This window comes from Bacillus sp. B1-b2, from assembly GCF_009183415.1.
Taxonomy (GTDB): domain Bacteria; phylum Bacillota; class Bacilli; order Bacillales; family Cytobacillaceae; genus Niallia.
Map to the genome: position 1 here is coordinate 34,380 of NZ_WEHU01000001.1, position 25,694 is coordinate 60,073.

General features: G+C 33.0%; 28 protein-coding genes and 1 riboswitch. Of the genes, 22 read left to right on the plus strand and 6 right to left on the minus strand.

Features of this window, described 5'->3' with window-relative positions; all coding sequences use genetic code 11:
- Positions 1-113 precede the first annotated feature (113 nt).
- Positions 114-1,439, plus strand: coding sequence for a diaminopimelate decarboxylase (lysA, locus tag F9279_RS00220; RefSeq protein WP_152110626.1), 1,326 nt, complete (start codon positions 114-116; stop codon positions 1,437-1,439).
- 80 nt (positions 1,440-1,519) lie between these two features.
- Here lysA and F9279_RS00225 read toward each other — a convergent pair whose 3' ends face one another.
- Complete coding sequence (locus tag F9279_RS00225; RefSeq protein WP_152110627.1) at positions 1,520-2,386, minus strand: DUF1002 domain-containing protein; 867 nt, start codon at positions 2,384-2,386, stop codon at positions 1,520-1,522.
- Positions 2,387-2,870: 484 nt separating this feature from the next.
- Between F9279_RS00225 and F9279_RS00230 the strand changes: the two genes are divergently transcribed.
- Positions 2,871-3,233 (plus strand): GNAT family N-acetyltransferase, encoded by a 363-nt coding sequence (locus F9279_RS00230; protein ID WP_152110628.1) that lies wholly within the window; start codon positions 2,871-2,873, stop codon positions 3,231-3,233.
- Positions 3,234-3,294: 61 nt separating this feature from the next.
- On the opposite strand, the gene F9279_RS00235 is transcribed toward F9279_RS00230, so the two are convergent.
- Positions 3,295-3,807, minus strand: a complete 513-nt coding sequence (locus F9279_RS00235; protein WP_152110629.1) for a DUF309 domain-containing protein — start codon at positions 3,805-3,807, stop codon at positions 3,295-3,297.
- A 206-nt stretch (positions 3,808-4,013) separates the two neighbouring features.
- On the opposite strand from F9279_RS00235, the gene F9279_RS00240 reads away from it, so the two are divergent.
- From F9279_RS00240 to F9279_RS00300, 13 genes are all read left to right on the plus strand, one after another.
- Positions 4,014-4,766, plus strand: a complete 753-nt coding sequence (locus tag F9279_RS00240; RefSeq protein ID WP_152110956.1) for a segregation/condensation protein A — start codon at positions 4,014-4,016, stop codon at positions 4,764-4,766.
- A 4-nt stretch (positions 4,767-4,770) separates the two neighbouring features.
- Entirely contained in the window at positions 4,771-5,343 is a 573-nt protein-coding gene (scpB, locus tag F9279_RS00245) for an SMC-Scp complex subunit ScpB (RefSeq protein WP_152110957.1), read from the plus strand.
- Between the two features lie 135 nt (positions 5,344-5,478).
- Complete coding sequence (locus tag F9279_RS00250; protein ID WP_152110630.1) at positions 5,479-6,372, plus strand: superoxide dismutase; 894 nt, start codon at positions 5,479-5,481, stop codon at positions 6,370-6,372.
- 810 nt (positions 6,373-7,182) lie between these two features.
- Positions 7,183-8,331, plus strand: a complete 1,149-nt coding sequence (locus F9279_RS00255) for a D-alanyl-D-alanine carboxypeptidase family protein (RefSeq protein ID WP_152110631.1) — start codon at positions 7,183-7,185, stop codon at positions 8,329-8,331.
- Positions 8,324-8,911 (plus strand): nucleoside recognition domain-containing protein, encoded by a 588-nt coding sequence (locus tag F9279_RS00260; protein WP_152110632.1) that lies wholly within the window; start codon positions 8,324-8,326, stop codon positions 8,909-8,911. The genes F9279_RS00255 and F9279_RS00260 overlap by 8 nt, the downstream gene beginning before the upstream one ends.
- A gap of 4 nt (positions 8,912-8,915) precedes the next feature.
- Positions 8,916-9,449 carry a spore maturation protein gene (locus tag F9279_RS00265; RefSeq protein ID WP_152110633.1) on the plus strand — a complete coding sequence of 178 codons (534 nt, stop codon included), beginning with the start codon at positions 8,916-8,918 and terminating at the stop codon, positions 9,447-9,449.
- A 208-nt stretch (positions 9,450-9,657) separates the two neighbouring features.
- On the plus strand, positions 9,658-10,383 hold the full coding sequence (gene rluB / locus F9279_RS00270; RefSeq protein ID WP_152110634.1) for a 23S rRNA pseudouridine(2605) synthase RluB: 726 nt from the start codon (positions 9,658-9,660) through the stop codon (positions 10,381-10,383).
- Between the two features lie 324 nt (positions 10,384-10,707).
- Complete coding sequence (locus F9279_RS00275) at positions 10,708-11,424, plus strand: response regulator transcription factor (RefSeq protein WP_152110635.1); 717 nt, start codon at positions 10,708-10,710, stop codon at positions 11,422-11,424.
- On the plus strand, positions 11,421-13,187 hold the full coding sequence (locus F9279_RS00280; protein ID WP_152110636.1) for an ATP-binding protein: 1,767 nt from the start codon (positions 11,421-11,423) through the stop codon (positions 13,185-13,187). Before F9279_RS00275 ends, F9279_RS00280 begins: the two co-directional genes overlap by 4 nt.
- A 163-nt stretch (positions 13,188-13,350) precedes the next feature.
- Positions 13,351-13,875: an RNA polymerase sigma factor SigX gene (sigX, locus tag F9279_RS00285; protein ID WP_152110637.1), complete on the plus strand. Its 525-nt coding sequence runs from the start codon at positions 13,351-13,353 to the stop codon at positions 13,873-13,875.
- The gene (locus tag F9279_RS00290) at positions 13,875-15,053 is read left to right on the plus strand and encodes a hypothetical protein (RefSeq protein WP_152110638.1); all 1,179 of its coding nucleotides are present in this window, start codon (positions 13,875-13,877) and stop codon (positions 15,051-15,053) included. Before sigX ends, F9279_RS00290 begins: the two co-directional genes overlap by 1 nt.
- 340 nt (positions 15,054-15,393) lie before the next feature.
- Positions 15,394-16,278, plus strand: a complete 885-nt coding sequence (locus F9279_RS00295) for a M23 family metallopeptidase (protein WP_152110639.1) — start codon at positions 15,394-15,396, stop codon at positions 16,276-16,278.
- A gap of 195 nt (positions 16,279-16,473) precedes the next feature.
- Positions 16,474-16,611: riboswitch (FMN riboswitch) on the plus strand.
- 162 nt (positions 16,612-16,773) lie between these two features.
- The gene (locus F9279_RS00300) at positions 16,774-17,361 is read left to right on the plus strand and encodes an ECF transporter S component (RefSeq protein WP_152110640.1); all 588 of its coding nucleotides are present in this window, start codon (positions 16,774-16,776) and stop codon (positions 17,359-17,361) included.
- A 103-nt stretch (positions 17,362-17,464) separates the two neighbouring features.
- On the opposite strand, the gene F9279_RS00305 is transcribed toward F9279_RS00300, so the two are convergent.
- Entirely contained in the window at positions 17,465-17,713 is a 249-nt protein-coding gene (locus F9279_RS00305; protein ID WP_152110641.1) for a ferredoxin, read from the minus strand.
- 300 nt (positions 17,714-18,013) lie between these two features.
- On the opposite strand from F9279_RS00305, the gene F9279_RS00310 reads away from it, so the two are divergent.
- From F9279_RS00310 to F9279_RS00330, 5 genes are all read left to right on the plus strand, one after another.
- On the plus strand, positions 18,014-19,060 hold the full coding sequence (locus F9279_RS00310; protein WP_152110642.1) for a helix-turn-helix domain-containing protein: 1,047 nt from the start codon (positions 18,014-18,016) through the stop codon (positions 19,058-19,060).
- On the plus strand, positions 19,061-20,557 hold the full coding sequence (locus F9279_RS00315) for a RecQ family ATP-dependent DNA helicase (RefSeq protein WP_152110643.1): 1,497 nt from the start codon (positions 19,061-19,063) through the stop codon (positions 20,555-20,557).
- Positions 20,558-20,561: 4 nt separating this feature from the next.
- Positions 20,562-21,152: a CPBP family intramembrane glutamic endopeptidase gene (locus tag F9279_RS00320; RefSeq protein WP_152110644.1), complete on the plus strand. Its 591-nt coding sequence runs from the start codon at positions 20,562-20,564 to the stop codon at positions 21,150-21,152.
- Positions 21,153-21,179: 27 nt separating this feature from the next.
- Positions 21,180-21,875: a LysM peptidoglycan-binding domain-containing protein gene (locus F9279_RS00325; protein ID WP_152110645.1), complete on the plus strand. Its 696-nt coding sequence runs from the start codon at positions 21,180-21,182 to the stop codon at positions 21,873-21,875.
- A gap of 67 nt (positions 21,876-21,942) precedes the next feature.
- Entirely contained in the window at positions 21,943-22,401 is a 459-nt protein-coding gene (locus F9279_RS00330; RefSeq protein WP_152110646.1) for a DUF2663 family protein, read from the plus strand.
- Between the two features lie 74 nt (positions 22,402-22,475).
- Here the strand turns inward: F9279_RS00330 and F9279_RS00335 are convergent, their stop codons facing one another.
- The 3 genes from F9279_RS00335 to F9279_RS00345 are packed head-to-tail and all read right to left on the minus strand — an operon-like array spanning position 22,476 to position 23,578.
- Positions 22,476-23,045, minus strand: a complete 570-nt coding sequence (locus F9279_RS00335; RefSeq protein ID WP_152110647.1) for a manganese catalase family protein — start codon at positions 23,043-23,045, stop codon at positions 22,476-22,478.
- Between the two features lie 35 nt (positions 23,046-23,080).
- Positions 23,081-23,341 (minus strand): spore coat protein CotJB, encoded by a 261-nt coding sequence (locus tag F9279_RS00340; protein WP_152110648.1) that lies wholly within the window; start codon positions 23,339-23,341, stop codon positions 23,081-23,083.
- 21 nt (positions 23,342-23,362) lie between these two features.
- Positions 23,363-23,578, minus strand: a complete 216-nt coding sequence (locus F9279_RS00345; RefSeq protein WP_152110649.1) for a spore coat associated protein CotJA — start codon at positions 23,576-23,578, stop codon at positions 23,363-23,365.
- A 157-nt stretch (positions 23,579-23,735) separates the two neighbouring features.
- Between F9279_RS00345 and F9279_RS00350 the strand changes: the two genes are divergently transcribed.
- Positions 23,736-24,515 carry a metallophosphoesterase gene (locus F9279_RS00350; RefSeq protein ID WP_226793068.1) on the plus strand — a complete coding sequence of 260 codons (780 nt, stop codon included), beginning with the start codon at positions 23,736-23,738 and terminating at the stop codon, positions 24,513-24,515.
- Between the two features lie 261 nt (positions 24,516-24,776).
- Entirely contained in the window at positions 24,777-25,367 is a 591-nt protein-coding gene (locus tag F9279_RS00355) for an adaptor protein MecA (RefSeq protein WP_152110650.1), read from the plus strand.
- The last annotated feature ends 327 nt before the right edge of the window (positions 25,368-25,694 follow it).

The following is a 25,694-nucleotide window of genomic DNA, read 5'->3' on the forward strand; positions in this document are numbered from 1 at the left end:
ATAATTAAAGTGAGCTGTTTAAGATTAATATCTCATGATAAACAGACAGTTCTACTAGACTGTCTGTTTATTGTTCAGAATAAGATATATTTAGTAGAATCGAGGGGAATAAGGTGCACTATTACGGTACTTCAAAGGTAAATGATGCTGGTCATCTTGAAATAGGTGGGGTAGATACAGTTGAATTAGTCGAAAAATTTGGAACTCCTGTTTATGTATATGATGTAGCATTAATGAGAGAACGAGCTAGAGGTTTTAAGTCTACATTTGATAAGCTAGGTGTCAAGGCTCAAGTAGCATATGCTAGTAAAGCCTTCTCGAGTGTTGCTATGGTTCAACTAGCAGATGAGGAAGGATTATCTCTAGATGTAGTATCTGGAGGAGAATTATATACAGCCATTAAAGCAGAATTTCCAGTAGAGAGAATTCACTTTCATGGAAACAATAAAAGTCGTGAAGAATTAGAAATGGCAATTTCGTACCAAATTGGTTGTATCGTCGTTGATAATTTTTATGAGCTTGAGATGCTTCAACAAATTTGTGAAGAAAAACAGGTCAACATGTCTATCCTTCTACGAGTAACTCCAGGGATAGAAGCACATACGCATGATTATATACTAACAGGTCAAGAAGATTCTAAGTTTGGCTTTGATCTTCAAAATGGACAAGCAGAAATAGCTTTATTAAAAGCTATTGAATCTCCTTATCTAGATGTACTTGGTTTACATTGTCATATTGGATCACAAATCTTTGATACAACTGGTTTTGTGCTAGCTGCTAGAAAAATACTAAGCCATCTTTCAAACTGGAATAAAAAACACTCTTATGAACCTAAGGTATTGAACTTAGGAGGAGGATTTGGAATTCGATACACGAACGAAGATGAGCCAATTCAGCCGTCTGAATATGTAGAAGTAATTATTAATGAGGTAAAGAAGCAAGTAAGTGTGTTTGATCTAAATATGCCAGAAATTTGGATTGAGCCAGGAAGATCTTTAGTCGGAGATGCTGGTACAACACTTTATAAAATTGGTTCTCGTAAAGAAGTTCCTAATGTTCGTCAATATTTAGCCATTGATGGTGGAATGAGCGATAATATTCGACCAGCATTATATCAGGCCAAATATGAGGCCGTATTAGCAAATAAACCTTTACAGCAACCAGAAGAAATCGTTTCAATAGCAGGAAAGTGCTGCGAATCAGGAGATATGCTGATTTGGGACTTACCTCTTCCTAAAGCTAATGATTTAGATATATTAGCTGTATTCTGTACAGGCGCTTATGGATATTCCATGGCAAATAACTATAATCGAATTCCCAGACCACCTGTTGTTTTTGTAGAGAACAGAGAAGCTACATTGGTAGTAAAAAGAGAAAGCTTCGAGGATATTCTTCGATTAGATTTACCTCTTAAGAAAAAAACAACTATTAAAAATTAAGGGTGAATTTGAGCAAAGTAAACAGACCAAGCAGATTGCTTGGTCTGTTTTACTTAAAGTTTATGGTGCCGATAAGGCTATTAAGAAAAGAAGTTTTTGATAGCATCTACTATATTCGCAAACACTTCTTTTACTTTATCTAAGAAACCTTGTCCTTCTTCACTTTCTAAATAACCAGTTAATTTATCTTTCGCTTCTTGTAACTGATCACCTACTTGATTCCAATCGATATTCAATTCTTTTAATTTATCAAAAAAACCAAGCAAACTTTGTAACTGTGCATCTGTGAGTGAAATATTTAAATCCTTTGATGTATCTTCAATTATTTGCTGTACTTCTGCTGTTGTTTCAGGCTTTTTTTCAGCAATTTGTTCTTTCACTTTAGCCATTAAAGCAGTAGCTTCGTCTTTACCAATTTCTTCGCCTAAATTTGCTGTTTCTACCATCTCTTCATTTGCTGCTTGCTTAACATCTTCTGGTATTACTGTATCTGTAGATACCTCGTATGCTTTAATGATACCCGTTAATGCTGCAGTACCTGAAACTTCAATTGGTGCAGTAATATAAATCTTGGCATCCTTTACTCCGGCAGTAATTAAGGCATTTGTATACATTTCATCGGTTACCCAATTTATATTTTTAGTAGTAACTTGTATGCCAGTATCTTTATCTCCAATTGTGATAGCTGAAGAAGAAATCGCTCTTGTCCCAATTAAAGACTTAGAAATATAATTTCCAAGGTATTGATGTTCTTCCGCATTCGTTACAGTGATTATTTGGGCATCATCAGGTGCTTTCATTTCTGTTAGCAATAATTGTTTTTGCTCTTCTGTTAGATTTTCTCCTAGTGTTACAATCATGTCACCTACTGCAACATCTGCATATGCAGGAATTGGTAATAATAGCAAGAATAATAGGGAGAAAATCACTATTTTTTTACTTTTCATTTTTTACCTCCTTTTTAACCTAAGCAAACATAGTATTTTTTACTTATAGCATATGATTGCTATTTACTTAACATAACATAAATCTCTTTAATGTAAAGAAACTACATGTATTAGACGTTTATAAGGGATAAAAGGTTTCTTAAATACATGATATCTTCTTTATTATTTCCTTTTTTAAGCCCATTATTAAAAATAAGTGTAGCTCTTTTCCTTTTTTTGCATACTTTATAGGGTGAAAATAGTAATCATATTATTTTACCAAAAGGCTAGTAATAGTCTTAAAGTCGTGTAGTCTATTAGTTTAGGGGTCTATAATTTTTTCATTGAAGAATTTCATGAATTTATGTATGATATAAGCAATAATACAATTATAAATGATTAGGTAGAGAAACATTCATTCTTACAAAAGAAAGATTGATTGAACCATATTTTTCTTGGAAAAACTAATAGCGGAAATATGTTCTAATTATAATGAGGGATAGAAATGATTATTCGATATAAGAAAGCATTCGAAAAAATAGCCATGGGTTTACTCTCTTTTATGCCGACTGAAAAAGATTTAAAGGTACTGCAGCAAACCATTAAACAATATGAAGCAAATGAAAATTGGCAATTGTTTTTATGGAAAGAGGAAGAAGATGTTATTGGCTTGATTGGTGTTGTTTTAGAAGATGAAGATTCTTTTACCATCCAGCATATTTCGGTAAATCCATCTCATCGAATGCAAGGTGTTGGAAAGGCTATGGTGCAAGCAGTGAAGGCAATCTATCCTAATAAGAAGATAAAGTCTAATGACTTAATCGTAGCTTTTTTATCAAAATGTAGTGAAGAAATGCAGGTAGAATAGAAGAAGACTGACTTTAGAGCAACCTCAGAAATGAATGCGGAGGAGAACTAAAGTCAGTTTTTTACTTTTTTCTCTTTTTTATAGAGTCTTCTCGTTCTTTAATTACTTGAGATCTGTCCCTTGTAATATGTCTATGTATAATTTCTACTGAATCCTTCTCTGTGCTTTGCCAAGTCATATTCTGTCTATAACACATATTTAAGCATTGTTCTTTAAGATGAATGTCAATAATAGGAAGAGAATAGGGAGAAAACTCCTTCGACATGTTTAGTCGATTATTTTCTTTTTCTAAAACAGAAAATAAATTGTTAACATCTAAACCAAGGTGTTCAACTTTCATTCTGTTTTCTTCTAATATCTCCATGCCTTTTTTTAAGGTTTTTTTTGCTCCTTCATAATTATTTCTACGATGATGATAGGAAGAAACAGCGATGAGGATTAGTCCTACCCAAACGGATTTTTTATTTCGATTATCTGTTTCTTTCCAATATTCCTCTAATATTTCATGACATTCAAAATAATCTCTATCACCATGAAAATGTACTAAATATTGAATATAGCTATTAGGATACATAGGACAACTCCTTTTTAGTCACAACTATTTTTTACAAATGGTTTGGATTTAGAGATTATTATACCTATTTTCGAATCATAAAGTAATTATTTCGTGTTATTAATCAAAATTGGGTTATTTTTCTGTTGGATAACTATTGTGTTTCCTCTATACTAATACTATCATTACAATTTTAAATGTATTTTAGTGGGATATTGGTGAGAAGAATGCAATATAGTGTGAAAATTGATAGTTTTGAAGGTCCATTGGATTTGTTGCTACATTTAATTAATAAATTGGAAATAGACATTTATGATATTAATGTTGCAGAAATAACGGAGCAATATTTAGAATATATTCATGCCATGAATGTGTTACAGCTAGATGTGGCAAGTGAATTTTTAGTAATGGCAGCAACATTACTTGCCATAAAAAGCAAAATGCTTCTTCCTAAACATGAGGATGAATTATTTGATGATGAACTTATGTTCGAACCAGATGAGGATTCTAGGGAAGAGTTAATTGAGAGGTTAGTAGAGTACCGAAGATTTAAAGAAGCAGCTGATGAATTGAAGGAACTAGAAATAGAAAGGGGATTAATTTTTACTAGGCCACCTAGCGATTTATCTTCTTATAGTTCTGATTCCGTAGATAGCAGCAAGCAGGAGCTTGATGTTTCTTTATATGATATGCTTGCAGCCTTTCAAAAATTATTAAAACGTAAGAAGCTACAAGCTCCACTTTCAACAAAAATTACAAGGCAAGAAATTCCTATAGAGGGTAGAATGGAAGAAATTGTGACTTTTCTTCAAACTAGAAAAGGAAGAGTATCTTTTGAACAATTATTTCCAGTTGCTACAAAATCGCATATTGTGGTTACATTTTTAGCGATATTGGAGTTATTGAAACGGCGTCATATATTTGTGGAACAAGAAGGTAATTTCGCAGATATTTTTGTTAGTGGAAAGGAAGTTGAGTAAGAATTTGAAAGTAAATGACTGGAAAGCAGCAGTAGAAAGTCTTTTATTTGCTGCTGGAGATGAAGGATTAACGGTAAAACAGCTAATGCATGTTCTAAGTTTAGAACAACTAGAAGTGGAACAACTGATGGATGAATTGGTAAAACATTATCTTCAAGATAAAACAAGAGGAATAGCCATTATTGAGATGGCTGGAACATATCAGTTCGCCACAAAAAAAGCACATTCTGACTACTTGAAAAAATTAGTAGAATCACCACACGCATCTACTTTATCTCAAGCAGCCTTAGAAACATTAGCTATTATTGCTTATAAACAACCGATTACTCGTAGTGAAATAGAGGAAATTAGGGGCGTAAAAACAGAAAGACCATTGCATACATTATCAGCCAAAGCACTTATAAAAGAAGTGGGGAGAGCTGAAGGAGCAGGAAGAGCTATTCTATATGGGACAACAAAGGAGTTTCTCGATCATTTTGGTTTGAAAAATTTAGGAGAACTACCTCCATTATCCGATTCAGAAGAAGAATTCAACCAAGAAGAAGCCGATCTCTTTTTTGAGTCTTTTAACAAATAACGATTAAAGAGAATGTCACTAGTTGATATTCTCTTTTTACTTGAAAGGAATTTATACAATTTCATAAACATGTTCAACTAATTTACGACATACCATTTATAGAATACTTTATGTTAGAAATGGGGTTGGCATATAGTGAGCAGTTATAATGATTATGTTCGTGAAGTACTGATTTGGAATAAACAACTAAAAGGATTATTAGAAGCAGAAGATGTACAAAAAGAAGAAAGTATCTGGAAAAGGTTGGATAAATTTACTCATTTAATGAATGGAGTACAGAGGAAGCCATTAAGTACAGAAGAATTAATTCGCATTCAACATGAAGCAGAAGAATTACATGAAGATATGGAAGATTATTTTGCTCAAAGACAACAGTTAGGAAGTATATTTATGAAAGAACCATCGGTAGGAGTAGGAAAGCATAAATTACCAGCTCTGCCATATGGATATGATGCACTAGAGCCTTATATTGCAAAAGAAATCATGCTTCTTCATCATACAAAGCATCATCAATCCTATGTGGATGGTTTAAATAAGGCAGAAGATAAATTAGAAAATGCTAGGAAAACGAACAATTATGATCTAGTGAAGCACTGGTCTAGAGAGCTTGCCTTCCATGGCTCGGGTCATTATCTACACACTATATTTTGGAATAATATGAGCCCAAATGGAGGTGGAAGCCCTAAAGGAGCTCTACTGGAAGAAATAAAAAAATATTTTGGAAGTTATGATGCTTTTAAAAAGCATTTTAGCGAAGCCGCAAAAGCAGTAGAAGGGGTAGGCTGGGCTATATTAGTATGGTCCCCAAGAGCCAGACATCTAGAAATTCTGCAATCAGAACGTCATATGCTTCTAACTCAATGGGATACCATTCCCCTTTTAGTACTTGATGTATGGGAACATGCTTATTACTTACAATATAAAAATAATAAAGGCCAGTATGTTGATAATTGGTGGAATGTTGTTAACTGGAAGGATGTAGAGAATCGTTTCTTGAAGGCAAGTGAACTAAAGTGGAGACCATATTAATATAAGTGATTTATGTTTTAAAGTATTTTAATTTGGTGGAAAAGTGAATGGTAAGGTTAGCATTTGGCAGTGGGGAAAACTCTTTTTCATGGTTCGTAATGGATTCTAAGAACTGATGATGTCTTTGTATTGTTCAAAGAATGAGTGTATAAATCATACATGCCGCTATATTTGGCATAAGTGGTACATAAGATATTTCTAAAAACCACGAATCCCTATATTGCCTTGATAAGTGGTTTCAAAGAAGCTTCTAAGAACCAAAAACCGCTAGTTTCTAGTCAAAAACGGTTCCAAGGAAGCTTCTAAGAACCAAAAATAATAAATTTTAAAGAAAAATGGTTCCAAAGAAGCTGCTAAGAACCAAAAATATTATATTTCAAACAAAAATGGTTCCAAGGAAATTTATAAAAACCACAACTCCTTAAATTTATTGTAAACAATGTTCCAAGAATAAACTATTCTCCGCAAGCCCCCTATTTTCCAGATAACAAGAATCATAACGATTCTCTGCACGACTCTTCCTGTCATGTATATACAAATAAAATAATCATATATTTTTTATAGGTGTTTATAATCCCTATCCCTAATATCCTCCAATAAAAGTTTTCTTTCCGAATCCTCTTACACTTACTATTTGCACGACCATCCAGCCTTTATAACGAAAGAAATCTCCCTCTCCTTAGGAGTAAATGGTAAATTCGAGTACAAGAATTCTTACGAAAACAACCCGTTGAAATGAAAATCTAGTCATAGGACGATAACTCTTGCATAAACTTGTACAAACCATAAAAGGAGACGGGGTTGTGTGTCATGAAATTACGTAAAGGAATTATTCTATCAATGGTCATCTCCATTCTGTTACTAGCCATTCCTGGAAAAAGTAATGCTCAAATATATGTAAGCGCAAGTAGTGCTGTTCTTATGGAACAAGAATCTGGACGAGTTATATTTGAAAAAGATGCTTATACTCAAAGAAGGATTGCAAGTATTACCAAGATAATGACTGCTTTATTAGCGGTTGAATCTGGAAAACTAAATGAAACCATAACAATAACCGACAGTAATACAAAAGTAGAAGGGTCATCCATTTATTTAAAACCAGGAGAGAAAATAAAACTTGAAGATTTAGTCTATGGGTTAATGCTACGCTCTGGAAATGACGCAGCAGTTGCTATTGCAGAAAATGTAGGTGGAAGCTTAGAGGGATTTGTGTATTTAATGAATCAAAAAGCAGAAGAAATAGGTATGAAAAATACTCATTTCGCCAATCCACATGGACTAGATGATCATGAAGATCACTATTCAACAGCCTATGATATGGCACTACTTACTCGGTATGCAATGGAAAATGATACATACAAAAAGATTGCAGGAACAGAGAGTTATCGTTCGGAAAGTTCAAATGATGAGTGGGATCGTGTATGGAAAAACAAGAATAAGTTACTAACAAGCTTGTATGAATATTCAACAGGTGGCAAAACAGGCTATACAACTAGAGCGAAAAGAACATTAGTAAGTACAGCAGAAAAAGATGGCCAATCGTTTATAGCTGTTACCTTAAATGATCCAGACGATTGGGATGACCATATTAATATGTTTGAAACAGCTTTTAAGACGTATAAAAAGGTACAAGTATTAGAAGAGGGAAATATTAAAGCAGTAGAAGACGAATTTTACAAAAATAAAATATATATAACTTCCAATGTAGAATATCCCATTACGGAAGAAGAAACAGATTCTTTTGAAATAAAATACGAGCTAAATTCTGTAAAAAAGGAATGGAAGAGTGATGAAACAAAAGTCCCTGAGATTGTAGGTCAAGCAAAAATATATTTGAATGATCAGCAAGTTGAAAGTGTTCCCATTCATTATAAACATAATCCTAAACAAGATAAAAGTTTCCTAGACTTTTTCAAAAGTATATTTCTCGCACTAACAGGAGTGGAGAGTAATGGTTAATTATATTTGGGCAGCCTTAGCACTAATTGGTATCATCTTTGCAGCTATAAATGGAACAATGGATGAAGTGAATAAAGCTATTTTTTCTGGCGCAAAAGAAGCAGTAACGATTTGTATTGGGTTAATTAGTGTATTGGTTTTTTGGTTAGGAATAATGAGAATAGCGGAACTCGCAGGCTTATTAAAAAAGCTAAGTAATTTATTTAGACCTCTAGTAGGGAGACTTTTCCCTGAGGTTCCAAAAGATCATCCAGCAATGGGATATATTCTGTCTAATATAATGGCTAATATCTTTGGATTAGGAAATGCCGCTACGCCTTTAGGGATTAAAGCGATGGAAGAATTGAAACAGCTTAATGGTGATAAAAATACAGCTAGTAACAGTATGATTACCTTTCTTGCATTAAATACTTCTTGCATAACCCTTATTCCTACAACGGTTATTGCCATTCGAATAAATTATGATTCTGCAAATCCAACTGATATTGTCGGACCTACTATTCTAGCCACTATTATATCTTGTATAAGCGGGATATTGATTGATCGTTATTTTTATTACAAACGAATGAAAAAAGGGTGATTGAATGCAGATAATATCCTTGATTTCATTATGGATGATTCCATCCTTAATCGGGTTTATTTTACTCTATGGCACATTTAAAAAGGTTCCAACCTACGAAAGCTTTGTGGAAGGTGGTAAAGAAGGCATTCAAATCGCTTTTTCCATTATCCCCTTTTTAGTTGGAATGCTTGTAGCTATTTCTATTTTTCGAGCATCTGGTGCATTAGAATTTTTCATGGGGTTTCTAAAGCCCCTTCTTGATTTTATAGGTGTACCTTCGGAAGTGGCACCACTTGCTTTTATTCGCCCTATCTCAGGAAATGCAGCTTTGGGAATGACAAGTGATTTAATTTCTACATATGGTGCTGATTCCTATATAGGTAGACTAGCTTCTGTCATACAAGGTAGTACAGATACGACTTTTTATGTATTAACTGTCTATTTTGGTGCTGTTGGAGTAAAGAAAATGGGAGATGCACTGAAGGTAGGACTTTTAGCAGATTTGGTCGGATTTATTGCTGCTATTGTTGTTGTTACATTAATGTTTGGTAAATAATCAGACGGAACACTATTGGACACTAAATTTCTTTCATGATGAGAAATTCCTTGTGTTAGAAGAGTGTTCTTTTTTCTATTCTAAAGATAATCTTTGAAATTTCGTCGATTTATGTCATAATTCATTAGTATGTATTAATCAATTATTTACTAAAACATATATGAAATAGATAAAAGCTCATAGTAGCAAGAATCAACGAGGTGACTTAATGGAAAGACTACAAAAAGTAATTGCACATGCAGGGATTGCGTCAAGAAGGAAAGCGGAAGAACTTATACAAGAAGGAAGAGTTACAGTTAATGGAAAAGTTGTGAAAGAATTAGGTGTGAAAGTAACTCCGTCAGATAAAATAGAAGTGAATGGTATACCATTAGAACGTGAGGAACCAGTTTATTTTATTCTTTATAAACCTAGAGGGGTTATTTCTAGTGTGAATGATGATAAAGGAAGAAAAGTAGTAACAGATTATTTTTCTGAAATTCAAGCAAGAATTTATCCTATTGGTCGATTAGATTATGATACTTCTGGCATCATCCTTTTAACAAATGATGGCGAATTTGCTAACTTGATGATGCATCCAAAAGGGGAAATTGAAAAAGTTTATGTGGCGAAAATAAAAGGTATTCCATCAAGGGAAAAGGTGAAACTCTTGGAAAGAGGTATCATGTTAGAAGATGGAAAAACAGCGCCGGCGAAGGTGAAGGTTCTGTCTGTAGATAAGAAAAAGGGATCTTCTATTGTGGAACTTAAAATTCACGAGGGCAGAAATAGACAGGTTCGTAGAATGTTTGAAGCTATAGGGACTCCTGTTATGAAGCTAAAAAGAGAAAGATACTCTTTTCTAAATCTAAATGGATTACAGCCAGGTGATGCTAGAGAATTAACAGCGCATGAAGTGAAGTTATTACGAACAGAGGCAACAAAGAAAAAGTAGTAGCTATGACTATGTGAAAAAATACCAATTGGTAACTAAACGTTCATAAAACTTTCACAGTTGAACTAGTAATGATAACAATATCTACATGCTATAAATGGTATAATGAATGCGTTAGTTAAGAAGAAGATCAATGAAATTTGCTACTTAAATGGTTAGGTGAAATATACTATTTTGCTAGTGAAAGGATCGAAACTGGATCTTTCGCTTCTCATATATGACGAATATGAAAATAACCTTTCGTATTGTTAATATTCTGTAGATAAAAACGTATTACTAATATTCAGCATTGGTTTTTTGCGTATTGTTTAGGAGGTTTTTCAATTGGAAAAAGAAATTAAGGTTTTAATAGTTGATGATGAGGAAAGAATTAGACGTCTATTAAAGATGTACTTAGAAAGAGAAAATTTCGTTGTAGAAGAAGCGGAAGATGGTAATGTGGCACTTTCAAAAGCTCTTCAAACAGATTATGATGTGATTCTTCTTGATCTTATGATGCCAGGAAAAGACGGCATGGAAGTTTGTAAAGAATTACGAGAAAAGAAAGCTACTCCTGTTATCATGCTAACGGCTAAAGGTGAAGAAGTAAACAGAGTTCAAGGGTTTGAAGTAGGTACAGATGATTATATTGTAAAGCCATTTAGTCCAAGAGAAGTGGTCTTAAGAGTAAAGGCGCTTCTAAGACGCTCTAACACAGCAAGTTATGTTCAAACTGAGATTGCATCAAAAGACGTTATTGTATTTCCAAGCTTAACGATAGATCATGATGCGCACCGTGTACTTGCAAATGGAAAAGAAGTAAGCTTAACACCAAAAGAGTATGAACTGTTATATTTCTTAGCAAAATCTCCAGACAAAGTCTTTGATCGTGAGCTTTTGCTTAAAGAGGTATGGCATTACGAGTTTTTCGGTGATTTAAGAACAGTAGATACACATGTGAAAAGATTGAGAGAAAAACTTAACCGGGTCTCGGAAGAAGCAGCCGCAATGATTGTTACGGTTTGGGGAGTAGGTTATAAGTTTGAGGTTAATAATGGATGAAATTCTGGAGAAGTGTAGTATTTAAGCTTTGGATTACTTTTTTATTGCTTGTTTCTGTCGTGTTAACGATTTTGACCATCATGTTGCTTGAGTACTTTGATGAAACATATAAGGAGCAAACGGCAAAATCATTATCAGCAACAGCTTTAAAGATATCAGAGGTCTTGATTGAACAGGACAAGGAAATAGGATTAGATATATCCAAAGAATTATTAGACAATTCGGTTGGAGCATTTATAGTTTTTCCAGAAAAGGAAATCTACACCTTTTCGGTAAGTAATCTAGAGGATATTACTCTTTCCACTCTTCAAAAAAATAAAGAAATGACAAAATCTATTTCTAACAACGAGTCAACGGTTACTAGTTTTGATTTAGGGAAAGAAAAGGAAAAAGCGCAACAAGTTGCTGTCGCGGCTTCTCCTATTGGAGGAAATAGTAGTAATGGAATGGTATATGTGTACCAATCCAATAACTCCATTGATGGCTCCAAGGTTTCAACAACTAAATTTATTGTTTTAGCAGCAGTTGTTGCCATTATCTTAACCACTATTTTTGCATTTTTCCTGTTAACAAGGATAACTGCCCCGTTAAGAAGTATTAGAGAGGCTGCACTAAAGTTAGCTCAAGGGGATTTTGATACAAAAATACCAATACTTTCCCAGGATGAAATAGGGGAGCTTGGAGTAGCCTTTAATGAAATGGCTAGAAGGCTAAACTTCAACATGAATGCTCTCAGCCAAGAAAAAGAACAATTGAATAATATTCTTAGTGGAATGGCTGATGGTGTTATTACATTTAATAAAAATGGCAGCTTACTCATAACGAATCCTCCAGCAGAAAGATTCCTGCAGCATTGGTATTATGAGCAAGGTGAGCAAGTGAAAGATAAATCTCAAATCCCGAATCAGCTCAAAGAACTCTTCCAGCTTGCTGTTACAACAGGCGATGAACAAATTGATGAAATTACGCTTCAAGGAAGAAATTGGGTTATGATTGTTTCCCCTCTATATAATAAAGAAAATATAAGAGGCGCAATTGTTGTTATACGGGATATGACAGAGGAAAGAAAGTTAGATAAACTTAGAATTGATTTTATTGCGAATGTTTCACATGAACTACGTACTCCTATTAGTATGCTACAGGGGTATAGTGAAGCAATAGTTGATGATATAGCAGAATCGGCAGAAGATAAAAAAGAATTAGCTAGAATTATTTATGATGAATCCCTTAGAATGGGAAGATTGGTAAATGAGTTTCTAGATCTTGCTAGAATGGAAGCAGGGCACCTTGATTTAAATAAAGAATCAATAGAAGTCTCTTCCTTTATTAATCGAGTAACTAGAAAATTTAATGCATTAGCAAGGGAAAAAGAAGTAGAGTTTAGTGTGTTAATTACAGGAGATACGGACTATTATGAAATGGATCCTGATCGAATGGAACAAGTGTTAACAAATGTGATGGATAATTGTATACGACATACCAATAAAGGTGGAGCTGTTTCTGTTCGTAGCAAGTCGGATGAGTATGGAGTATTCATAGAAATAGAAGATACTGGCACAGGTATTCCTGAAGAGGATTTACCGTATGTATTTGAAAGATTCTATAAAGCGGACAAAGCAAGAACAAGAGGGAATTATGGGACAGGCTTAGGTCTTGCAATAGCAAAAGATATTGTGGAAGCTCATCACGGAGGTATTTCTGTTCATAGTAAAATTGGTCGAGGAACAACCTTTTTTATCTTTTTACCTCGAAATAACGAATAAATTGATAGAAACTGCCGATTGTTCTTGATTCACAAGAAACATTTAAACATAATAGAAAGTAAGGGGAGGAATGTTTCCTTCCTTTTTATTTTGTAAAATACAAAAAAAATGAAACTAATATACATAATTTACGACTAATTATATGAACGGGGGGGGGAAAAGAATGAACTCCGTTTTTGATGAAATGTACGAGAAGTATCATCAGGACGTTTTTCAGTTCCTTTTTTATATGGTTAACCATAAGGAAACAGCCGAAGACTTGGTACAAGAGGTTTATATTCGGGTACTTAAATCCTATCACCGTTTTGAAGGGAAAAGTACAGAAAAAACCTGGTTATTTAGTATTGCTAGGAATGTAGCAATTGACCATTTTCGTAAGCAGAAGAATTGGAAAGAAAGAATTATGGACAAATTTGATTGGTCCAAACAACAGATACAATCACAAGATTTGTTACCAGAAGAAATGACGGTACAATCAGAAGAATTACAGGTCATTTATAAAGCATTAACCACTTGTACTGTTGATCAAAAAGCAGTAATCATACTTCGTTATATTCAGGAACGTTCGATAGTAGAGACAGCTCTCACTCTAGGTTGGACAGAAAGTAAAGTAAAGACAACACAGCATAGAGCTTTAAAATCGTTGCGAAAACAATTGGAAAATATAGATGGAGAGGAGGGAGTGTAATGCCGCATCAAAAATGGGATGAAAATAACATAGAAGATTTAGTTAGAAAATTACCTACTATAAAAGATGATAGGACAAAAGAGGTAGTATATAACAGAGTGCAAGTGCAGTTAGAAGGGAAGCAAAAAAGTACATGGGTATTCCCAAGTATTGCTTCTGCTCTTGCTGCTTCTCTCCTCTTAATAATAGGACTAAGTTTCTACGATTTTACGAATAAGGATAGCAACAGCAGTTTCCAAATTGCCTCTAGTCCTAGTCTGGAAAATAGAAGTAATAAGGAAATGCAATCAGATACTTCCTTAATGGAGAATGCGGAACAAGACAGTTCTATTCAAGAGAAAATAGAAAAAGTTCATACAAACTCTATATACAAGGAAGAAATTGGAGAAAAAGAAGTGTTAACCTATCCAATACCTGATGATAATGTTCAAGTTTTAGTCCCAGTTAGTATAATGGTTAATAATCCTGAACATTTATCTCGATTTGAACTCTATAAACAGTATATTCGAGACGTGATTAATCAAACAAAATGGCAATTAAGTGATTACCTTCCACTTGATCCAAAGATGTTTACTTATAATCAGGAACAAGCTACTGTTAATGTGAACTTTGAGGAAGGTGTTATCCAGTTAGGTTCACACTCAGAAGGATTTTTCCGTACATTAATAGATCAGCAGTTAGAAACAATTGGAGCAAAAAAAATGGCTTTCTATTCAAATGGGAAAGAAGGAGTCGTTTTTGGAAACAGGGAAGAAACAGAAATAAACTATCAACCACTAGTGAATCGAGCATATTTTCTACTAGATGATACTGATAGTGAACAAGAGGTATTATATGTACCATGGGAAGAGCCTTTTGACTCTATTAAGGCTGCGTTAAATGCAATGAAGAAAGATGTGGAAAAATATGGATTATTAGCATCCATTCCTAAAAATATAAATTTTGAGGAAATAACCGAAAATATTTCTGAAAATCAATTAATTTTGTATTTAACAGATGAAAGTATTGTAGAAGACAATAAAGAAACAATTGAGGCAATTGAGTGTATTCTTTTAACGGCAAAGGAATTCAATTATCAATCTGTTAAATTTGAGAATACGGAGAAGAAATATGTTGGAGAATTTAACTTATCTAATGAATTAGAGGTGCCAGTTGCAGCTAATAATGTGGATTTGTAGAAAGTCTAGAGACATCTAGGCTTCTTTTTTTGTCTTTCTATTATTAAAAAATAAATATTTTAAGATAATGATTTATAGGATAGAAGAAAAGAAATGGGGAAAAATAAAGTTTGTTCATTTAGGGGATATTGATCTGTAATAATTGGTGTTATCTTACTTGATATTATTTTAAAATAACACAGATATAGTATCTTGTTCTAAGAGCTAACATGTACTCATAAGTTGAATGGAACGCTAAATCCATTATCAAAATTATTTATAATGGATTAAATGACAATTTTTGATAGCCAAAAATTATTTCTATGAACATAATATTGATTTTTTTGAAAAGGAGGATATTATGAGAGATTACATGAGGAGAATATTGATAGCGGCATTTATATTACTCTTTGTAAGCTTTTTATTCTTAGGTGGTAGACACTCGCAAGCTGAAACGCCTTCATTATCTGAGAGAACGATAGATTGGACTTGGCCAAGTGAAGGGATTATCTCAGATACATTTAATACAAGAAATGGAAATCATAAAGGAATTGATATTGCAGGCGATTTAGGAGATGCTGTTTACGTTGTAGATGATGGAATAGTGACAAGGTCTTATTTTTCACAATCATATGGAAATGTCATATTTGTTAAACATGACAATGAGTTAGAAACCGTCTATGCTCATTTAAATACGCGTGACTTTAACGAAAATGATGTGGTAAAAAGAGGAGATAAAATAGGTGAAATGGGGAATACTGGACATTCATCTGGTGTTCATTTGCATTTTGAAATACATAATAAGGAATGGACTGTCACAAAAGAAAACGCAATAGATCCAATTCTCGTGCTTGGGGAAGTGGTAGTAGGACAGACTGTAACTATCGCTGCTACAACAGAAGAGGTAGAAACAGAACAAGTGGAACAAAAAGTAGAGCAACCTAATTCTTTTAAAATGGGATTATTACAGCAAGAAGAATTAAAAATGGAGAAGAATGTGATAGTAGAAGGAAACGAAGAAATACATACAGCAGAAGAAGCGGCCACTAAGGAAGATGTACAAGTAGACGGAGAGCAAGTTACAGTACTTCCTTATAAGAAAAGTCTTCTTTTTATGAAGAGTAATATTGATTTGAAAAAAGTAGAGGGTTCTACACAAGGTGATGCTTCTAACGCACTGGAAACGTGGAAAAACCAAGATATACATTTGTTTTCTCCCTTTCATATAGAGGGACTTTCTTTTTAAATTCATGATCCTAACTTCTGTTTTCTAAGGCATATCGCTTTCTTTCATGAGAGCGGTATGCCTTGGAAAACAAAATAATCTTCTAACTGTTAGTAAGTTGGAGAGTCAAAAACTCCCTTTATGAAAGTTAAGCAATTTTCTTCACAAATGAATTCTTCTTATGTATAATAAGTTAGTATATAAAAATTAAATATGGTCTATCTTCGGGGCAGGGTGTAATTCCCGACCGGCGGTGATGAGTTTTACATGCTCAAAGTCCGTGAACCTACTATGGTAGGTTGATTTGGTGAGATTCCAAAACCGACAGTAAAGTCTGGATGGGAGAAGATGGAGGTTCTGCAAATCGTTCAAAAATTATGTTTCGAACGTTTGTTAAGTATGCCTTAATATTCTCCCTTAAGTACTTGTACTTAAGGGTTTTTATATGCCTGCATGCTTAATGAATTGCTGAATCTTTCTTCTTAGGTAGATCCTAATAAGAAGGAGAGTTTTATCATGAAAAAGAGTAAAAAGTTAACAGTAAGGTCCTATGTTTTAATTGGGATGATGAGTGCATTATCGTATGTTCTTATGTTTCTTAATTTCCCATTGCCATCATTTCCTACTTATCTGCAAGTAGATTTCAGTGATTTACCTGCATTACTTGCCGCATTTATTTTAGGTCCAGTTGCAGGGATATTAGTGGAAGTAATAAAAAATCTAATTGATTATGTTCTTACAGGGAGTGAAAGTGGAGTTCCTGTAGGTCACTTAGCAAACTTAATTGCTGGGATATCCTTTATACTGCCAACTTACTATATATATAATAAAATTAAATCAAAAATAGGTATGGTTATTGGTTTAATTGTAAGTGTTGTTTTAATGACAACTTTACTGAGTGTATTTAATTACTATGTTCTTTTACCTGTTTATTACACTCTAATGAACTTACCAATTGAAGGTACAATATTAAAAAATACGATTGTAACTGCGATTATTCCGTTTAATTTATTAAAAGGCACTATAATTTCTGTCCTATTTGTACTCATTTTCTCTAAAATGAATACTTGGATAATGAAGCAAATGCAATATCGAAATGTATAAATTAATAAAGACTGTTGAAAAACTCCTAAATAAGTATTTAGGAGTTTTTCATGTAGAAACAAAAAAAGCAGAAAGAATTATCTTTCTGCTCTTTTAACCAGTACTATTCAAATTTAAGAGCATCACCTTCAAATGATTCGTCTGCCACTTTAATTGAATCAGTTGGGCAGCCTTCAAATGCATCTAACATATCTTCTAATAATACCTCAGGAATTTCGACTGTCCCTTGGTTATCATCTAACATAACAAATGCTAAGCCCTCGTCATCATAATCATAAATATCAGGTGCCGCAGCTCCACATGCTCCACATGCGATACATGTGTCTTTATCAACTATTGTATATTTTGCCATGAGTATTAAAAACCTCCAGTGTTATTCATAGTAGAGTCATACAAATACAAGTGTCGTAAAACTCCATACCATTATCTTATTGTAAGTCTGAATACTTAACTTTTCAATAAAAAAGACTGATAAAAGAGAGAAAGAAATATTTTCTTGTTCTTATTTGGTCGAATAGAGACTTTATTTTATAGCACTTCATGTATTTGTTTATATGTGTTGTTCACGTTTTTTCACCATTCATGGTAAAATGAAAATAAATATCTACAATATTCTACAACTTTTAACACATGTATAAGGAAGTGGGAAGAGATGTCCTTTGAGAAAATCATTATTCTATATTGCTTATTTAAGATGAATGGAGAAAGGACTGTCTATTCTATTCTTCACTTGTTAAATGGAAAAAAATCTTCCCAAACAATCCAAGATATCCATATTTTTCAGTTAACGCCTCTTTTTCAACTATATCCAACACTAACAAGAGAACGCCTTAATGGATTAGTGTTCGAGTTAAATCAGGAGAATTGGTTAACGGAATTAAATAAAGATCACTATAAAGTAAGAGAGAATAGGATGACAGAGCTACAAGAACTATGGATAGAAAAACCTTTTCCAAGGGAATTGCAGGGGTGGAAATTTCATCAGGATACAAATCTTTTTTGGGCTAAATTAACGCTAATGGTTCAAGTATGTGCTCATTTAGCAGAAAGTAAAACTCAATACATTCCTGTTCAAAGAAATCCATATGTTCAACAATGGGTAAAAAAAGCAATTGTATCATTACCTATTGAAAAAAGTGAAATAAACAGTTACTTATATAAGGAATTGGTTTCTATATTTATAGATTCACCAATAGATCCTTTGTTAATAATAAGTAGATTTACTGGTATTAACAAAATAGGGCTAACGGCAAATCAATTGGTAGAAGAGTTAAAATTAGATCCATTTTATTATCAAGTACAATTTGTTGCTCTTCTTCACTATATGATGGATAAAATGAAAGCTAATCAAGAGGCATATCCAATAGTAAGCTGTATGTTAGAGTCTAATCAAAACGGTTATACGTTAACTGCTTCTACAAATAAAACACTAGATTATGTGAAAAAAGGGTTCAGTATAGAACAAATAGTTGAAAGAAGATCCTTAAAAAGAAGTACTATTGAAGATCATTTTATTGAAATATTATTGAATATCCCAGAGTTTACCCCAGAACATTTTGTATCTTCTGAAAAAATTAAGAAAATTAAAGCTTGTATCGAAAGCTCTTCCTCAAAATCTTTAAAAATTATCAAAGAACAATTAGAGGAAGTATCCTATTTCGAAATTAGAGTAGTATTAGCAAGGTATGGTGACTTATAAATGAATTTAGAAGCTATTTTAAGGAAGTCATTTGGTTTAGAAAGTTTTCGTATTGGTCAAAAAGAAACAATCACATCTCTAATTAGTAAACAACATACTCTTACGATGCTACCAACAGGAACGGGTAAGTCATTATGTTATCAATTTACAGGGAAGCTATTGGATGGTTCTGTCATCATAATTTCTCCATTGTTATCGCTGATGCAGGATCAAGTAGAACAAATGAAAATGAAGGGAGAAAAGAATGTAATTGCACTAAATTCTTTTCTCACTTTGAATGAGAAAAAACATGTTTTACATACATTGCATAAGTATAAATTTATTTTTATTTCCCCAGAAATGATTGTTTTGCCTAATGTACTCTTTATTTTGAGGAAAATGAAAATAGGGTTATTTGTTGTCGATGAAGCTCATTGTATTTCTCAATGGGGATATGATTTTCGACCTGATTATCAAAAATTAGGAGAGATTCGACAAAAATTAAATAATCCACTCACTTTAGCGTTAACAGCAACTGCAACGGATTCCATAAGGAAAGATATTATCCAATCTCTTTATTTAGAAGAAGTTAATGAGATTATTTACCCTGTTGACAGAGCTAATATTACTTTGAAAATGAAAGAGATTTCAAATGCTAATGAAAAGCTACCTGTTTTATTAAACTATATTAAACAGTTGAAGGGGCAAGGAATTATCTATTTTTCTAGTAAGAAAGTAGCGGAACAAGTATCTAGTTATTTAAAAGAGCGTACAGAGAAGCGAATAATGGCTTATCACGGGAGTATGAATCAAGAGGATAGAATCCTCGTACAGCAACAGTATCTTGCAGGACAATTAGATATTATTTGTGCAACGAGCGCTTTCGGGATGGGGATTAATAAAGAAGATATTCGATATATCATTCATTACCATATTCCAACAAAATTAGAATCCTATCTCCAAGAAATAGGGAGGGCTGGTCGAGATGGGAAACAAAGTGTTGCCATTTTACTTTATGTTTCCGGTGATGAAAGAATCGCCTATCAGCTTGTAGAGTCTGAGCTGTCGAACGAATTACAAATAGATCAATGGAAAATATCACTAAATCAATTTTCTGATTATATGCAATGGTTACATGCTAATGAGCATACTATACCTAACTTGTTTACGGAAACTCAATGGAGAGTATTAAGGGATTTTGTAAAGCCTGATAGTAAGTCAATAGAAGAAATACACATTGAGTTGGAACGCTTTAAGCGATTTAGGAAAGTAAGAATAGAGGAGAAAAAGCAAAAAATACAGCAATTAATGGATTGGATTTCCGCAAAAGAATGTAGACGAAAGTATATTGCAAGTTATTTTGAAGAAGTATGGATTTCTTATGAGACATTCTGCTGTGATTATTGTGGATTTGACTTAGCATTTTTTGCAGGAGATAAAGAACAGCCATCTGCGACTTTTTCTGATATGGGTTGGAAGGAACAGTTACAAGAAATTTTAGGGATAAAAAGTAGGTAATGAAATGAATAAAGAGAATTATTCTAAATTAATTAATCAACTTTCTGATCGCGACTTGGTCAAAAACCTTTATGCAACACAAGCTATTCTTTTATTCATATGTCTTGTGTTACAGTTTCTGATTTTTCATGATGAAGAAACTTTTTATCAGATGTTTCATTATGATTTAGTGGATTTTTTTATTGGAATCATGGCTGGTTTTATTATAGTTGGCTTGGATGTAATCTTTATGGTGAAACTTCCACAACAATATCATGATGATGGAGGTGTCAACAAAAGGGTTTTTCAGAATCGCAATCCTTTGCATATTGCTTTCATTGCCTTCGTTGTTGCATTTGTTGAAGAAATCCTCTTTAGAGGTGTCATTCAATCTAATTTAGGTATATGGATTAGTTGTCTTATTTTTGCATTGATGCATTATCGTTATTTATTTAATTTGTTTTTGTTTTTTAATGTGGTTTTAGTAAGTGTAGTGATCAGTTTATTATTTGAATGGACAGAAAATCTTTGGGTAACAGTAATTATGCATTTTTTAATTGACTTTATTCTCGGTTGTATACTTCGTTATAGACTGTTTGATAAGAGAGAGAAGTAGTTGTAGTTGTGGGGGAGGGCTTTATTCATGAAGAAAGAAGATCCATATAGAATTAAAGCAGAATTACATAAAGAAAAATTAACCAGAGTAAACAGGATGGAAGAAAAAGAGATAGAACATGAAGAAGAGAGTAACGCACTTCCTTCGAGAAGTAGTATTCACGCAGGAAAAAAGAGAAAATGGAAAACTCCTATTATTTCAAGCCTTGCCATTCTGTTTATCTTACTTCCTGTTAGCATTTTAGGAATTAATAGCATGTTAAAAAGTAAGGGACTTCCTACATTCATACCATCTGAAGCTACAAGTAGCTTTTTTGAAAGGGTGAGTATTACGGAAGAAAATGATAATCAGGCTAATGAAAAGAATACAAAGGATATGGAGAATAAAGCACAAGAGACGGAAGAAGCAGAAAACATTTTAGAAAATGATGATACTGAGGAGAATCAACTTGTCTCCGAGGAAACAGAATTAGAGGGACAAGAAACGAATAGAGAAGAGCCACAAACGAATACGGAAGAACAAGAAGTAGCAACAGAAGTGATGGATAATAGCTCTGTAGATAGTAATATTATCTATCATCAAGTAAAGAAAGGCGAAACTCTATTTGAAATTGCACTAAAATACTATCCAGCAGGTGATGGTATGGAAAAGATTAAAGCATTAAACAACCTGAAAACAAATGATATTCAGGCAGGTCAAACATTAAAAATTGTTTTAAATTAATTTAATATACACATTCTATCTTGTCCTCCTCCTACATATATTTGAGATAGTAAAGGGGGACAAAGATATGACTAAATCCATATTCCCTGAAAGCTATTTTATAGATGGGACACTACAAAAAATATTGTTGAAATTAATTGAGAAAAAGAAAAAATTTGATTATTTAAAGAGTAGGCATATCCTTATGCTTTGGGTTACTATTTTTTTTACGTCCTTATATTTTATGTACATATATAAGCATATAGCTATGCCTTATTCTTATTCTTTTGCTTCCATGTTTTCTGCCTATGTTAGTCATATCTTTAATTTGTATGCCTTAATTATTGTTATAGGATCCTTTGGATTTGTCAATGTGTTAAAACAGAAGAGAGAGAAAGCAGAAAAAGAATATCATGAGCTACGATGTGAAATTATTGATAAAAGTAAAGATTTAATAACAAATAGTGATACTTGGGAAAACAGACATGAAATTTATAATGTATTAAAAAATCAGTATGATATTAATCTATTTCACCAAGCCAAATAAGAACTGTCTTTTCATAAACATAGACAAACTTTCGTCCTAATCTTAGTTTGTCTATGTTTTTTTATATTCACTTTTTAAAATATTTTTTGTTGTTTTCGATCATCTTTAATAATCTCCACAGCTTCTCTAAATCGCTGGGAGTGAATGATTTCTCTTTCTCTTAAAAAACGTAAACTATCATTCAAATCTGGATCATCACTCATGTTGATAATCCATTGGTACGTGGCTCTTGCCTTTTCCTCTGCTGCAATATCTTCGTATAGATCTGCTATAGGGTCGCTTTTTGCTTGAATATACGTTGCAGTCCATGGGTTTCCTGCTGCATCATGATAGTATAAAGCATGCCCATGATTAGCATAATGTGCACCAAGCCCAGCTGCTTTTAATTGCTCCGGTGTAGCGTCCTTTGTTAGTTTGTATATCATTGTTGCTATCATTTCCAGATGTGCAAATTCTTCTGTACCGATATCTGTTAATAGTCCAATCACTTTATCTGGAATGGAGTATCTTTGATTTAAGTATCGAAGAGCAGCAGCTAATTCTCCATCTGCTCCTCCATATTGTTCTATAAGGAATTTAGCAAGCATGGGATTACATGTACTTACTTTAACAGGATATTGTAATTTTTTTTCATATAGCCACATTTCTCTCCACACTCCTTATTAAAATCTTTTCTGCTTTATACTTGCCATGGCCATGGGGAGGAATCCCAATCCCAAGGGGAACCAGAAGGGCTGTTTCCATATTGTAATAAAGGGCCATACTTACTTTCATAGATTTTTTTGAATTTTTCTCGTTCTTTTACATAATGATTAAATTGATGAATAGCATCCTGATCAAAATGATGAGTATCTAAGTAAAGCGTTAATTCTACCAGAACAAAATCAACTGCTTGCAGCTGTTCTAATAACTGATAGTATTCAGGTGGAAGTTGTTTCATGTAAGTAATCCTCCCTCTACATTAGCTTTTATTCTCATAAGGACTGTAATAAGGGTCATAAAATGCTTTCCATAATGTACCCGCCTTTAATGCTTCCATCGGTGTAAACTGTGGTAGGTGTGGTGGTTGAAATCCCATATATAAATTAGGTGGAGTAGAATAAATTTTTGTTCCAATGGGCTCACATGGATCATTGGGTCCAATATAAGGTTGATATTCTTTATAATTTGAACTCAAGGATTATCCCTCCTTCATTAACATCTTTACATCATATGATGAAACAAATCAAAGCATTCTTTGTTTTAAATTGGTAAAGAAAGAGGTACTTATATTAAAATGGAAGAACATTCAGAAGGAATTTGAATTCGAGTCGTTAGATAGAAGGAGAAAACGTATGATAATACTTATTTTTATACTATTGATTTTACTAAGCTTGATTCTTTTTTTGCACATGAAAAATGTTGCTAAGGAAAATAATGTAAAGTACGAAATAATATATTTCCCTAATTTCCCCAGATCGTTTAAGGAAATTACCCTATTTTTTATTTCTGATATACATAAAAGAATAGTAGCTGATGTCATTATAGAAGAAGTAAAAGATGTTGCAGATCTTGTCATCATCGGTGGTGACCTTTTAGAAAAAGGGGTAAGCTTAGATCAGGTAAGAGGAAATATCAGAAAACTTAGAAAAATCGGTCCAGTCTACTTCGTCTGGGGCAACAATGACTATGAGGTTGATAGGCAGAAGTTGATTGCGTTATTACAAGAAGAAGAAGTAAATATAATAAGTAATACCGCCATTTCATTTAAATCTGATCAGGGAGAAAAATGGTCTTTAATGGGAATAGAGGATTTTTCATTAAAGCATGATGATTTAGAAGCTGCATTATCTCATGCAGTTGGTGAGCATTTTAAAATTTTAATAAGCCACAACCCTAAGATAATAAAGGAAATAAAACAACAGGATCATATTTCTCTTGTTTTAAGTGGCCATACACATGGTGGGCAAATACGTTTTTTGGGATTTGGTCCTTATGAAATTGGCAGAACGAAGCTTATTAATCAAACAACTTTATTAGTGAGTAATGGATATGGAACAACGTCTATTCCTTTAAGACTTGGAGCAAAACCAGAAACTCATGTAATAAAGATGAAGCATTTAGAAGATAAATAAATCAGCTTATTCCTACGGGATTAGCGAGACAGTTCGAGAACCTGCAGGAAATTGCACCCCTAAAACGGAAATTAGAGCCCTGTTCTACGTAATAATCTAATATACTATCCAATTAACTACTGCATCTCTCTGATGTTTGTCTACAGTCTGAAATAATTTAAATGCATACTTTAGGCTTCAATCCTTTTTTAAGACTCACCGATTATTGTTTCTTTTCATAAGCTACAGTAAGAGTTTTTTCAAGGAGCAGGAGGCATAGTCATGCGCTTAGAAAGAGTGAATAGTAACCGAATTAAGATTCATTTAACCTTTGATGATTTATATGAACGAGGTTTGACAAAGGAAGATATATGGAAAGACTCGATTAAATGGCAATATTTCTTCCACGAAATGCTTGAAGAGGCAAATGATATATTTGATATAGAGATACATGGATCGGTATCTGTAGAAATTTTTTCGATGAAAGCACAAGGTATGATTATGATATTAACAATAAGTGATCAGGAATCAAGTGATGATGATTTTCTATTATCAGAAGGGTTTCTCGATATGCAGGTAACTGTGGAAGAAACAATTGATTTGCTATATGAATTTAAAGATATTGAGGACGTCATTTCTTCTGCAAAACAATTAAAAATAATCGGTATAGAAGGTGGTACTCTATACAGTTTTAATGATTATTATTACTTATATTTTTCTCCTATTTCTACCAATTGGGAAGAAAAGATGGTGGCTGTATTAAGTGAATATGCGGAATCCAGCTTAACTAGTATCCATTTAATTGAAGAATATGGAAAGCTAATTCAAAAAAATAAAGCCATTCAAATGCTTACTCATTTTTTTTCATCATAACATACAAATAAAAGGAAAGTTTTTTCATTTAGTTGTACTTTCCTTTTGTATTTTTTGTTTAACATAGATAAAATAATAAGTAGTAATTCCATATTTTTTTACATAGTAGTAACATATGTTAATGGCTTTAAAATGGTTAGACTAATGATAAGATGTTGGTTTATAAAATTAAGTTTAATGATTTTATTCAATCAGGATTGATAATGAAACTTAATTTAGTTATTTGTAATCAAGGAAACGAAAACTAATGTGATTGAAGTAGTACAAAGACTAAGGAATTGAATATACTTATAGTAGAAACAGTTACTGGTATTAAAGGTAATCATA

Excerpts from the sequence above, each read along its gene's own strand:
- F9279_RS00230 (WP_152110628.1), top strand. The coding sequence starts at position 2,871 with ATGATTATTCGATATAAGAAAGCATTCGAAAAAATAGCCATGGGTTTA.
- F9279_RS00235 (WP_152110629.1), bottom strand. The coding sequence starts at position 3,807 with ATGTATCCTAATAGCTATATTCAATATTTAGTACATTTTCATGGTGAT.
- F9279_RS00355 (WP_152110650.1), top strand. The coding sequence starts at position 24,777 with ATGCGCTTAGAAAGAGTGAATAGTAACCGAATTAAGATTCATTTAACC.
- F9279_RS00340 (WP_152110648.1), bottom strand. The coding sequence starts at position 23,341 with ATGAAACAACTTCCACCTGAATACTATCAGTTATTAGAACAGCTGCAA.
- F9279_RS00265 (WP_152110633.1), top strand. The coding sequence starts at position 8,916 with ATGCAGATAATATCCTTGATTTCATTATGGATGATTCCATCCTTAATC.
- F9279_RS00305 (WP_152110641.1), bottom strand. The coding sequence starts at position 17,713 with ATGGCAAAATATACAATAGTTGATAAAGACACATGTATCGCATGTGGA.
- F9279_RS00290 (WP_152110638.1), top strand. The coding sequence starts at position 13,875 with ATGCCGCATCAAAAATGGGATGAAAATAACATAGAAGATTTAGTTAGA.
- sigX (WP_152110637.1), top strand. The coding sequence starts at position 13,351 with ATGAACTCCGTTTTTGATGAAATGTACGAGAAGTATCATCAGGACGTT.
- F9279_RS00225 (WP_152110627.1), bottom strand. The coding sequence starts at position 2,386 with ATGAAAAGTAAAAAAATAGTGATTTTCTCCCTATTATTCTTGCTATTA.
- F9279_RS00330 (WP_152110646.1), top strand. The coding sequence starts at position 21,943 with ATGACTAAATCCATATTCCCTGAAAGCTATTTTATAGATGGGACACTA.
- F9279_RS00350 (WP_226793068.1), top strand. The coding sequence starts at position 23,736 with ATGATAATACTTATTTTTATACTATTGATTTTACTAAGCTTGATTCTT.
- F9279_RS00335 (WP_152110647.1), bottom strand. The coding sequence starts at position 23,045 with ATGTGGCTATATGAAAAAAAATTACAATATCCTGTTAAAGTAAGTACA.
- F9279_RS00310 (WP_152110642.1), top strand. The coding sequence starts at position 18,014 with ATGTCCTTTGAGAAAATCATTATTCTATATTGCTTATTTAAGATGAAT.
- F9279_RS00255 (WP_152110631.1), top strand. The coding sequence starts at position 7,183 with ATGAAATTACGTAAAGGAATTATTCTATCAATGGTCATCTCCATTCTG.
- F9279_RS00320 (WP_152110644.1), top strand. The coding sequence starts at position 20,562 with ATGAATAAAGAGAATTATTCTAAATTAATTAATCAACTTTCTGATCGC.
- F9279_RS00300 (WP_152110640.1), top strand. The coding sequence starts at position 16,774 with ATGAAAAAGAGTAAAAAGTTAACAGTAAGGTCCTATGTTTTAATTGGG.
- F9279_RS00315 (WP_152110643.1), top strand. The coding sequence starts at position 19,061 with ATGAATTTAGAAGCTATTTTAAGGAAGTCATTTGGTTTAGAAAGTTTT.
- F9279_RS00240 (WP_152110956.1), top strand. The coding sequence starts at position 4,014 with ATGCAATATAGTGTGAAAATTGATAGTTTTGAAGGTCCATTGGATTTG.
- rluB (WP_152110634.1), top strand. The coding sequence starts at position 9,658 with ATGGAAAGACTACAAAAAGTAATTGCACATGCAGGGATTGCGTCAAGA.
- F9279_RS00325 (WP_152110645.1), top strand. The coding sequence starts at position 21,180 with ATGAAGAAAGAAGATCCATATAGAATTAAAGCAGAATTACATAAAGAA.
- F9279_RS00295 (WP_152110639.1), top strand. The coding sequence starts at position 15,394 with ATGAGAGATTACATGAGGAGAATATTGATAGCGGCATTTATATTACTC.
- F9279_RS00280 (WP_152110636.1), top strand. The coding sequence starts at position 11,421 with ATGAAATTCTGGAGAAGTGTAGTATTTAAGCTTTGGATTACTTTTTTA.
- F9279_RS00260 (WP_152110632.1), top strand. The coding sequence starts at position 8,324 with ATGGTTAATTATATTTGGGCAGCCTTAGCACTAATTGGTATCATCTTT.